Source organism: Neisseria sp. P0009.S007 (genome assembly GCF_051962515.1).
Window position 1 is genome coordinate 1 of sequence record NZ_JBQCVF010000077.1, and the last position, 10619, is coordinate 10619.

Consider the following 10619-nt stretch of genomic DNA (forward strand, 5'->3'; position numbering starts at 1 on the left):
GATCTATCAACCATCTGAGGGTGGTATCAGATTGATGGGGTGAAGGTGCCCCATCAACCATTAAATCCGTATACCCTTTAAAAGAAAAGCCCGTGTTCGTAACCGGCTCGACATCGGGCATCTGGGACGTATCGTGGCAGCTTAACGACTATCTGAAACTGGAAAACAAACTGATTTACGGCCGCTACCACAACGAGCGGCTGCACCTGCCGATGACCGTCAGACCGCAAGGCGTGCCCGCCGAACTCAAAGGCCGCGAACTGCAATGGGAGCCGGTATTGCATTTTTCCAACAAAGGCCGTCTGAAAGGCCTTGCCGGACTGCACTACTTCCGCAGCAAACAAGACGAATGGGGGGACATCCGCAACGTCGGCGGCCGCAACACCTTTGACGACCGCAACAGCGTGCGCGCCCTGTTTGCCGAAACCACATACAGCCCCAGCGAAAAATGGGACATCACGGCCGCCGCCCGCATTGAAAAAGAAACGCACAAACGAAGCGGCGGTAGCGGCGCACTGCACCTTGATTTAGACAAAGGCCAGACCGTGTTCCTGCCCAAAATCGACATCGCCTTCAAACCCACTGACCAATGGGTCAGCGGCATCAAAGCCGCGCGCGGCTACAACCCGGGCGGCGCGGGCATCACCTTCGGCCGCCCCGTCGTAACCTACACTTATGAACCCGAATATGTGAACAACTACGAGTGGTACACCCGCTGGCGCAGCGCAGACCGCCGCCTGCAACTCTCCGGCAACCTGTTCCTGAACCACTACCGCGACATGCAGCTTCCCTTCTATCTCGGCACCAACTCCGTCGTCATCCGCAACGCCAAAAAAGTCCATACCTACGGCGCAGAACTCGCCGCCGACTGGCAGGCGACCGACAGCCTGAAACTCACCACCGGACTGGGGCTGCTCAACACCAAAATCAAAAGCTATCCCGACAGCGGCATCGAAGGCAACAAACTCGGCCGCGCACCCAAATACACCGCCAACATCGGCGTGAAATACCTGAACGACAAAGGCTGGGAAGCCGGCGGCGACGTGCGCTTCTACGGCGGCTACTACTCCGCCGCCAACAATGCCGAATCGGGCAAAATCGGCGCATACAACCAAGTCAACCTCTACACCGCCTACAACTTCAAACAAGGCCGCATCTCGCTCTACGCCGACAACGTGTTCAACCGCCGCCGCCCCATATTCATTTCCAGCGCCGACCGCCAAGACGCACTCTACCAACGCCCCAGAAGCGTAGGCGTGAGCGCAGAATGGAAGTTTTAAATGAAGCTGAAATGATAGAGGCCGTCTGAAAAAACATAGGTCGGACATTTATGCCCGGCCTACCGTTTATTCCTCCAAAACACCCAAAGGAATCCCATGCACTACTTCACCCCCGCCAAAACCCTGCCCGAAGGCACCATCTACCTGACCGACCTGACCCACGTCGCCGACTTCGCCGACTGGCTGACCGAATTCGAAACCCTGTTAAACCAAAACTCCCGCTTCGCCACCGTCTGCACCCCGATGCGGCGGCAGGTAAGCGATGAACAGCGCATTGCCGACCGCAAAACTTACATCGAATGGATAAAGGCACATCGGCCGCAACTGTCCGAACGCTGCGCCGCCATGCTCCTTATCGAACCCGACGCGGCGCAATTGGCGTTCTTCCGCGAGCAATCGTCCAAACTCGGCCCCGCGCTGGGCGTGAACTACATCGTCGAAGCAGATGAAACAACCGCCCTACTTCGCGCAGAAGAAGCGTTGAAGGCCGTCCGAAAAGATACTAAACCTATTTAAATACAAATCAAGTATTGCCACCCAATATGTTCAGACGGCCTTGTCCCTTTATTTGCCTCATCTTCAAAAGAATCATGTGATGTCCGACAATCAGACTTCCCCAAACTCACGCGACTGGCTGTTGCTTATCGGCGGCAGCACTTACAAATTCACGCTAACCGGTTTTTATCTGGTCGCGCTGGTCGCTATTTTGAAAAATCACGGTTACAGCCTGAACCAACTGAGCTGGATTCATTTAATCGGCAGTATCGAAGCAGCGAAGGTATTGTTTGCCACACTGATGGAGCGGCAGCCAGCGGGGCGGTTCGGGCGGTTTCGCGGCTGGCTGCTGGCGGCGACGCTGGGGCTTTCGGCCGTGTTCGGGCTGATGGCCTGTACCGACATAACGCAGAACTTCGCGCTGCTTTTGACCTGCTGCATACTGCTCTCGGCGATGTCGGCGGTGTACGGCTGCGCGATGCTGGGTTTGTCGTGCATCGTCCTGCCGCACCGCGAACGCGGTTTCGGCGGCGTGATTCAAACGATGGCTGCGCGCGGCGGCAAGATGATCGGCGGCGCACTGGTGTTGTGGCTGTATCAGGAATACGGACAGACGGCGGCGGCCGGCTTGATGCTGGCGTTCAGCCTGCTGATGTTGCTGCAACTCTTGTACTACCGCGAGCCAGAAAGTCCGACTGCGCAGGGCAGTTGGACGGCGTTGGCAGCACGGCTGGTTTCTTTTTGGCAGCAACCTGAAACGGGCTGGCGGTGGCTGGTTTTGCTGTTTGCCATTGCCGCACCGTATGCGTTTATGGCGGCAACTTTTGTACCCAAACTGGCGGATTTGGGCTTCACTCCGAAACAGACGGGCGGAATTTTGGCGGTAGGTATTCCTGTTGCCTGCCTGATTGTAACGCCGCTGTCGGGCTGGTTTTCGCGCAATTATCCGCGCCGCAAACTCGTTTTCCTGCTCTACGCGCTGCAACTGCCGCTTTTGGCGTCCATGACTGCCATCGACACGCTCGCCCGCGTCCGCTCTTGGCTGCCCCCCGCGCAAATCATCGCCCTGAGCCTGAGCTACACGCTGCTGCTGCCGGTGATACTAGCCTTGGTGATGGACAAATCCGACCGTGCCACCGCTGCACTCGACAGCAGCCTGCAATTTTCCGTGGTTCTGCTCGGCAGTTACGCGGCCGGTTTCGCCGCCCTACGGCTGGCAAAGGCTATTGGTTATACAGATGCGTATTGGGTTGCAGTGTACTTTGGCCTGCTTTTATATTTGAATAGAAATTTATTCAATCATTCAGAGCATGATTTACAATAATTCGCTCAGATATTTATCCATCGATTTTAATTGGGCGCGCCTCCGGATAATTTTTCATTTTATTGCACAATCTCTCATGAAAATATAACAAAACGTGCCCATAATACTGCCGTTATTACACTCTTAAATTCAAAAGGAACCTCATGACTGCTGTTCTCATCGTTCTCGGCTTGATTGCCATTGTTGTCGGCATTTTAGGCACTATTTATCCCGCCTTGCCCGGATTGGGTTTGATGTTTGGTGGCGCATGGCTGTTGGGTTATGCCGGCGATTATCAAGTGTTTGGCTCGGGTACGCTGACCTTTTTGGCCATCGTTGCCGTATTCGGTACTGCGATGGACTATGTGGCGGGTGCGCTGGGTGCAAAATATACCGGCGCAAGTAAAACCGCGGTTTGGGGTGCGTTTATCGGCGGCATCGTTGGTGCATTTTTCTCCATTCCCGGCTTGTTGCTCGGCCCGTTGACCGGTGCGGCCATTGGCGAATTTATCGCACGCAAAGACACTTGGCAGGCAGGCAAAGTCGGTATCGGTACGTTTATCGGCTTCATCATCGGTACCGTGGCCAAAATCGGCTGCGCCTTGACCATTGCACTGACTATCCTGTTTGTTTGGTTAGCCTCATTCTTCTAAACAAAAAATATTAAAGGCCGTCTGAATTTCAAGCATTCAGACGGCCTTTTTATTTCATGGTTTATTTGCCGCAGCAGGCTTTGTACTTCTTACCGCTGCCACACGGGCAAGGATCGTTGCGCCCCACTTTTTCGCCTTCACGGCGTACGGTTTGCGGCTTATTGATGATGGCCTGCCAGTACCAGTAAATATCAAGCAGGACATGCGGCAAATCAGATTCCAGCTGGGTCAGCTCTTTTTCATTCAGATGCAAGATGACTTCGCCGTTTTCCCCATCGTCATAGATACCGCCCAAAGCCATAATCGGATAGAACAAATCTTCAAACTCTTCCTGATCGACTGCTTCAAACCAATCGGTAGGCACAATATCCAGTGCGTAAAGATAAGCGTTACACCAAGTGTAGAAATCCGGATTGCCGGCTTCATCTTCATAAAACCACAAATCAGGCAAAATCTTCTCGTTGAGCTTCATGCGCATATCAGCGGCCATTGCCATTACCAAACGCTCGATTTCGGTGCGCTCTTTAGCATCAAACAAAGATTCTTCACCCAAAATCTCAGGCAGCCAGTTGGTCGGGTTCAAAGCATCCGGACCGCTCAATAAAGCCATCATAAAACCTTGAACCTCATCACAACGCATGGTGTTGTGGGCTTCGGATTTGGCATCCAGCAATTCCATCAACCGGCTGCGTGCCGCTTCATCAAAAGTCAGTATTTGCATTTTTGTTCCTTAAAATAAAATCGTATTATTGTTTTCAGACGGCCTGGGCATGGATACGCTGCCGCATTTGTTCAAACAGACAAACCGTCGCCGCCATCGCGACATTCAAGGATTCGGTTTGCCCCAACATAGGAATTTTGACACAGGCATCGGCCTTCTCTTTTACCGTTTCGCTCACGCCGCTGCCTTCGTTGCCAAACACCCAAGCACAAGGTTGACTGAGGTCCATTTCATACAAACCGATATTGCGCCCGCCCAAGGCAGTTGCCCAAATTTGATGCTGATACGTTTCCATCCAAGCGGATAATTCCACTCGGCTGAAAATAGACAGCAGAAAATGCGCGCCCATCCCCGCTCGCAACACTTTGGGCGACCAGATATCCACGGAATCATTGCCGCACACAATTTGCTTGACTCCTGCCGCCGCCGCGCTGCGCAAAATTGTGCCTGCATTGCCGGGGTCTTGTACCCGCTCCAATACCACGCAATCGCCGTCTGAAGGCAAGTCTGCCTGTTTCGGAATATCAATCCAAGTCATCACATCATCGGCATCAGTCAGACTGCTGATTTTAGACAGCGCTTCGTTACCGACCCAAGTAATCAATCCCTCATCCAACTGTGCCGTAATTTCTTGAATTTCAGGATGTTGCTGTTTCTTTTCAGGCAGGTAAACCTGTTTGGGCGTACCGCCGCTTTGCAAATAAGTTTGCAGCAGATGTACGCCTTCCAATACGGTTTCACCGCTTTCGCGCCTTGCTTTGGCCTGCATCAGCAGACGGAATAAATGTTTGAGCTGTTCGTTTTGAGCAGAGGTAATCAGTTTCATGGAACGCATTATAACTGTTTTGACTTCGTTGAAGCTATGCTTTCAGACGGCCTGACGGTTTTGCTTTGGAAATAAAAAACCCTTGCAATAAAGCAAGGGTTTTACATGATTTCATTTTTTACTGCACAACAGTCTGCTGCTCATTTTGCTGCTCGGTGCGGACAGTAGGACGGTTTTCAAGTTTACCGTCTTTTGCCGCATTCGGCACAACAGTCTCGCCAGGCTCGGAAGCCGCTTTATCAACAGGCGTACCGCTTACCGGAATGATATTTTGGGCAGGCTGAGTATTAGACTTCTCTGCAACTGGCATAGCGTCACGAGAAGTTTGCGGTGTAAATTGCCATACTGCAACAGCAATCGCACACACACTGGCAGCAGCTGCGAAGAATTTGAAGAAGCCGCTATTAGCCGCTTCACGCTGAGCATATTTTTCCTGTTTGCCTTCAGCTTCGGCTTGAGGCACTGTAAATGCTTTGCTTTGCATGGTTTCACCGGCAACACTTGCCGCTGCACCCTGACGGATACAGTCGCCGATAATGTGGTACTCATGCCAAGCGCGCATAGCTTCCTCGTCTGCCAATACGGCATCCAGCATCTCATCAGTCAATGCTTCACCGTCCATCAATGCAGACACATACTCCAATGCTTTATTTGTTTTTTCGTTCATTTTTATTACCACCTTTGATCTTCAGAAGTATCCAACAGCGGCCGCAAATCTTTTGCAATCAGTTCACGCGCTCTGAAAATACGCGAACGTACAGTACCTATCGGACAATCCACTACCCGAGCTATTTCTTCGTAAGACAAGCCATCCATTTCCCTAAGCGTAATGGCTTGACGCATATCGTCTGGCAGTTGCGCAATGCTTGCTTCGACGGTCTGCAAGATTTCCCGATTCATCATTTCAGCTTCCGGCGTATGGTAATCCGCAACCTGATCGGTTAAATCAAGAACATCTCCCTCCTCATTGGCTGCCTCCGAGCTGACAAAAAACTGGCGACCCGAAGTGGTCAGGAAATTCTTTGCCGTATTGATACCGATACGGTACAGCCATGTATAAAACGCACTCTCACCGCGAAAATTAACCAGCGCACGATAAGCCCTAATCATTGCCTCTTGGGTTACATCGTGCACTTCATGCTCATCCTGAATAAAACGGGAAATCAGTCTGTTTAGCCGACGCTGATACTTGGACATCAGCATCTCGAATGCCTTATGGTCACCTTTCTGCGCGCGCTCCACCAAAACTTGATCTATTTGGCGATCGTTCATACCCAACCTTTAATCGTTTTACTGCTTTAAACCAAAAAATAGTAAAGCGTGCTGTGCACAATAAAGACAGCATCGCTTTGAAATAGTTCCACAAGATTACATTTAATCGCAAAAGTTTATTCGTGCATATACTCTAACATAGGCTGTATTGCTTATTATATATACACTTAGCACAAGTAGTTAAATTACTAATACTTACTAAATTTACAGTTAGTCTCTTTGCTTTTCTGCTATATATTTGACCAACTTTTCATGAACAGGCAGATAGCCTTCCCCTATTTGAACATCGCTTCCCACCCGAAGATTAACAACAGCAAGGCACTTGTTGCCCATACTTAGGATAATCGGCCAATAATTACGGACGAGTGGCACAATATGACACTCTTGCAATAGTTTTTCGACTGATTTTTCCCTCTGTCCCGACTGAAGCACATCACCTTTGGCCACACTTCTAAGTACCGCCGGCTTCTCCAACTCCTCTGCCGACAAACCTCCCTTAAACGGTAATAAAACAAAACCATTTTCGAGCAAAATATCTTTCAGACGGCCTCGAACTTCCCTGCCATTACACCAAGGCAGTTTTTGAAACTCACTTTCCTGACAAACAAACAACTTGTCTCGATATGCGACCAGTTCCCCATCTGGCAAATTCAACTGCGCCTGATCAGCGGTTTCCAACACTCGGGCAAAATCGGCAATACTGTGATAAGAAGGCAATGATTCTGTTTGCTTTCGCAAAAAATACCAAAGCAGCCGACGACGCAAAAGCGGCGTACATTTCCGCCACAGACTGATGCTGAATATTTCGTTTGGACTGATGCGCTGATATTCAGACTCAATCAATTCATCTAAAAGCTGCAAATCTTCCTGCAATAATCGAACATTGGCACAAATTTGCCGCTCAAAATTCGGAATACGTTGCTGCCATTGCGGTAAAGCCTGATTCCTCATCCAATTGCGTAAATAGCCGGAGTCTTCATTACTTTCGTCTTCAACAAAAGATAATCCCCACTGTTGCGCATACTCAGCCAATTCCTGACGAGAAAATGCCAAAAGTGGTCGCCAGATTTGAATTTCTTCATTTAAATTACGCCATACAGGCATGGCTGCCATACCGCGTAATCCGCCCCCGCGCACAGCCGACAACATAAATGTTTCGATTTGATCATTGTGGTGATGGGCCAAAACAATAATTTTCCTCAGGCCGTCTGAAAATGCCTGATATCGGGCAGCCCTAGCTGCCGCTTCCAAACCTTTTCCTTGGTTTTGCACATTAACGCGGCACACCCGCAAGGCAACATCCAGACGCTGACAATAATCCTGACAAAATTTTGCCCAACTGTCGGCATTGGTGCTTAAACCGTGATGAACATGAACGGCACGCAAATCAAAATGGCGAAATTCGCGCATCCGATGCAAAAGATGCAGCAGGACGACAGAATCTAATCCGCCACTCAAGCCAACTTCAAAAACAGTATGGTTCGGCAAATCAGGAAAAGCTGTTTGAAAACTTTTAAATAGGGAATCAGGGGATACTTGCGACATTTCAGACGGCCTGAAATTGTGAATGACTCAAAAATAGAACACAAAAAAAGCAAGCAGCGACATCTGCTTGCTTTTTCAGCAGTCAAACTTATTTATCGGTAAATTTACCGTAAGCCATGATGCGGTCAAAACGGCGAGAAAGCAAGTCAGGCATGGTCATACTTTGCGCTTCGCTTAATTGCTGCTCCAAAACGGTTTTAACGTTTTTCATCGTGGTTTCAAAATCACGGTGTGCGCCGCCCAAAGGCTCATCAATCACTTTGTCGATGACATCCAATTCTTGCAGGCGTTTGGCGGTAATACCCAATGCTTGCGCGGCATCTGCTGCTTTTTCAGCAGTTTTCCAAAGAATAGAGGCGCAACCTTCGGGAGAAATCACCGAATAAGTCGAGTATTGCAGCATATTAACATAGTCGCCGACAGCCACTGCCAACGCGCCACCCGAACCACCTTCGCCAATGATGGTGCACAATACCGGCACATGCAGGCGGGTCAGTTCGTACAAATTACGGCCGATGGCTTCAGACTGGCCGCGTTCTTCTGCACCAATGCCCGGATACGCGCCTGGTGTATCGACAAAGGTCATAACTGGAATATTGAATTTTTCGGCAGTCTTCATCAAGCGCAATGCCTTACGGTAACCCTCAGGACGCGGCATACCGAAATTACGGCGGATTTTTTCTTTGGTATCGCGACCTTTTTGATGGCCGATAACCATCACGCTTTGGCCGTTGAAACGCGCCAAACCGCCGACAATGGCATGATCGTCAGAATAATGGCGTTCGCCATGCAACTCTTCAAAATCGGTAAAAATACCGTTGATGTAGTCCAAAGTATAAGGACGTTGCGGATGGCGGGACACTTGTGAAATTTGAGCCGGAGTCAGCTTGCTGAAAATTGACTTGGTCAACTCGCTGCTTTTCTTTTGCAGTCTGGCAATCTCGTCGGAAATATCAACGGCAGATTCGTCTTGTACGAATCGCAACTCGTCAATTTTATTGGTTAATTCGGCGATGGGTTGTTCGAAGTCCAAAAAAACGGGTTTCATAAAACAAAGCTCTCGGTAACGGTTGCTGACATGATACGCTAATCAGACGTATTTGACAGCATTTCTCAAAGGGAAACTGCCATCTTTTGCAATAAAAAATCTTTCAGACGGCCTTTAACAAAGAAATAGTATATCTGCACTAAACTCATGAAGTGCCGTATCTTATGATAAACTTCAATTCAGTTCAATCATTTCAAACAGGCTATGAAAAACGATCATGACAATTCGTCCATGCGCTTGGACAAATGGCTTTGGGCCGCGCGCTTTTTCAAGACCCGCGCGCTGGCACAAAAACATATTGAGCTGGGCAGGGTTTTGGTAAACGGCTCAAAGGTGAAAAACAGCAAAAATATTTCTGCCGGCGACACCATCGACATGACTTTGAACTCCCTTCCCTACAAATTCAAAGTTGCCGCGCTCAATCATCAACGCCGACCGGCACCGGAAGCGCGTTTACTCTACGAAGAAGACATGAAAACGGCTGCCGAACGCGAAGCTCAAAAACAGCTCGACCAAGCCAGCCGCATCAGTGCCGCTTATCCGGACGGACGCCCAACCAAACGCGACCGCCGCCAGCTTGACCGTATGAAACGCGATAGCTGGTAAGCGTCGAATCCATTATTTCAGACGGCCCCATATCCATGCCGTCTGAAAACCAAAAACAGGCAGGACATCCTGCCTGTTTTTTATTTGTAATGATTAAAATTTATATTCTAACTGACCACGAATAACGTTTACATCCTGCTTATCCGTGCCGACAGTAGGTGTAACCTGTTTACCGGCCAAATAGAAGCCTTTGAGTTTCCAGTTTTTCCAAGGAATATAGGTCGCACCGATTTGCACGCCTTGGACGTTTTTGCTGTAATCCTCAACAGAAGAGACACCGGACAACAAACCGACACGGCGGTAGTTCAAGAATACGTCGTAAGAATTGCGGACGTTCCAGTCGGCCAATTTATAGCGTACTTCAGTGAACACGCCATCATTTTTAATTTTTTGTCCGGCATCATTATAGGCTTTGATATTGGACTTGCTGACTGCGGCCATCCAATGCCAATCGTCATTAAACTTGATATCCGTACCGATTTCTCCAAAGACCGCATTTTTCTTCGCACCGCGTACATCGATGTCTTTCATGTAGCTGACCGTTGCGCCGACGTTGATATTCTCATTTACAGGCAACACGCTTTGAACTGCGGCAAAATGTCTGCGACGGCCACCAATGCCCCATGTGTTGTCGTTTAGATTGCCAGTACGGCGGCCCGCATAGATTTTGGTAGGCAGGGTTTTATTGTCGAAGAAGATTTCGCCGCCGGTTACTTCGGTATCCCATACGCGGCCGTATGAAGAGAACGCACCAAATTTACCGACACGCGCTTTAATATTGTTGTACAAAGTACCTTCGGCATACAGTTTATTCACCGGCACATCATGATCGCCGTTGAACTTACCGGTTTCCAAATCGATATTCGGCTC

The 10619-nt window shown here is 49.5% G+C and carries 10 protein-coding genes and 2 pseudogenes; 5 read left to right on the plus strand and 7 right to left on the minus strand.

Translation table 11 applies throughout. The features are described from left to right. Window positions 1–77 precede the first annotated feature (77 nt). The 4 genes and pseudogenes from ACTHS3_RS08050 to ACTHS3_RS08065 form a co-directional block, all read left to right on the plus strand. A pseudogene (locus ACTHS3_RS08050) lies at window positions 78–1280 on the plus strand (TonB-dependent receptor); the annotation flags it as partial. 96 nt (window positions 1281–1376) lie between these two features. Beyond that, a complete protein-coding gene (locus tag ACTHS3_RS08055) occupies window positions 1377–1796 on the plus strand; it encodes an extensin (RefSeq protein ID WP_107737467.1) in 420 nt (139 codons plus the stop codon). Between the two features lie 79 nt (window positions 1797–1875). Beyond that, window positions 1876–3099, plus strand: a complete 1224-nt coding sequence (locus ACTHS3_RS08060) for an MFS transporter (protein WP_440367622.1) — start codon at window positions 1876–1878, stop codon at window positions 3097–3099. Between the two features lie 143 nt (window positions 3100–3242). After that, entirely contained in the window at window positions 3243–3731 is a 489-nt protein-coding gene (locus ACTHS3_RS08065) for a DUF456 domain-containing protein (protein WP_063075298.1), read from the plus strand. A gap of 61 nt (window positions 3732–3792) precedes the next feature. Here the strand turns inward: ACTHS3_RS08065 and ACTHS3_RS08070 are convergent, their stop codons facing one another. The 6 genes from ACTHS3_RS08070 to ACTHS3_RS08095 form a co-directional block, all read right to left on the minus strand. Continuing rightward, window positions 3793–4452 carry a YecA family protein gene (locus ACTHS3_RS08070; protein WP_070826230.1) on the minus strand — a complete coding sequence of 220 codons (660 nt, stop codon included), beginning with the start codon at window positions 4450–4452 and terminating at the stop codon, window positions 3793–3795. A 34-nt stretch (window positions 4453–4486) separates the two neighbouring features. Further along, window positions 4487–5278 (minus strand): TrmH family RNA methyltransferase, encoded by a 792-nt coding sequence (locus ACTHS3_RS08075; protein ID WP_070826287.1) that lies wholly within the window; start codon window positions 5276–5278, stop codon window positions 4487–4489. Window positions 5279–5396: 118 nt separating this feature from the next. Next, window positions 5397–5945: a sigma-E factor negative regulatory protein gene (locus tag ACTHS3_RS08080; protein ID WP_440367625.1), complete on the minus strand. Its 549-nt coding sequence runs from the start codon at window positions 5943–5945 to the stop codon at window positions 5397–5399. Window positions 5946–5950: 5 nt separating this feature from the next. Continuing rightward, window positions 5951–6550: an RNA polymerase sigma factor RpoE gene (rpoE, locus tag ACTHS3_RS08085; protein WP_063068110.1), complete on the minus strand. Its 600-nt coding sequence runs from the start codon at window positions 6548–6550 to the stop codon at window positions 5951–5953. Window positions 6551–6760: 210 nt separating this feature from the next. Continuing rightward, complete coding sequence (gene tilS, locus ACTHS3_RS08090) at window positions 6761–8095, minus strand: tRNA lysidine(34) synthetase TilS (RefSeq protein ID WP_440367627.1); 1335 nt, start codon at window positions 8093–8095, stop codon at window positions 6761–6763. 88 nt (window positions 8096–8183) lie between these two features. Continuing rightward, window positions 8184–9143 (minus strand): acetyl-CoA carboxylase carboxyltransferase subunit alpha, encoded by a 960-nt coding sequence (locus tag ACTHS3_RS08095; RefSeq protein ID WP_440367629.1) that lies wholly within the window; start codon window positions 9141–9143, stop codon window positions 8184–8186. Between the two features lie 204 nt (window positions 9144–9347). On the opposite strand from ACTHS3_RS08095, the gene ACTHS3_RS08100 reads away from it, so the two are divergent. Beyond that, the gene (locus tag ACTHS3_RS08100) at window positions 9348–9749 is read left to right on the plus strand and encodes an RNA-binding S4 domain-containing protein (RefSeq protein ID WP_003679090.1); all 402 of its coding nucleotides are present in this window, start codon (window positions 9348–9350) and stop codon (window positions 9747–9749) included. Between the two features lie 93 nt (window positions 9750–9842). On the opposite strand, the pseudogene ACTHS3_RS08105 reads toward ACTHS3_RS08100, so the two are convergent. Next, window positions 9843–10619, minus strand: a pseudogene (locus ACTHS3_RS08105) (hypothetical protein); the annotation flags it as partial.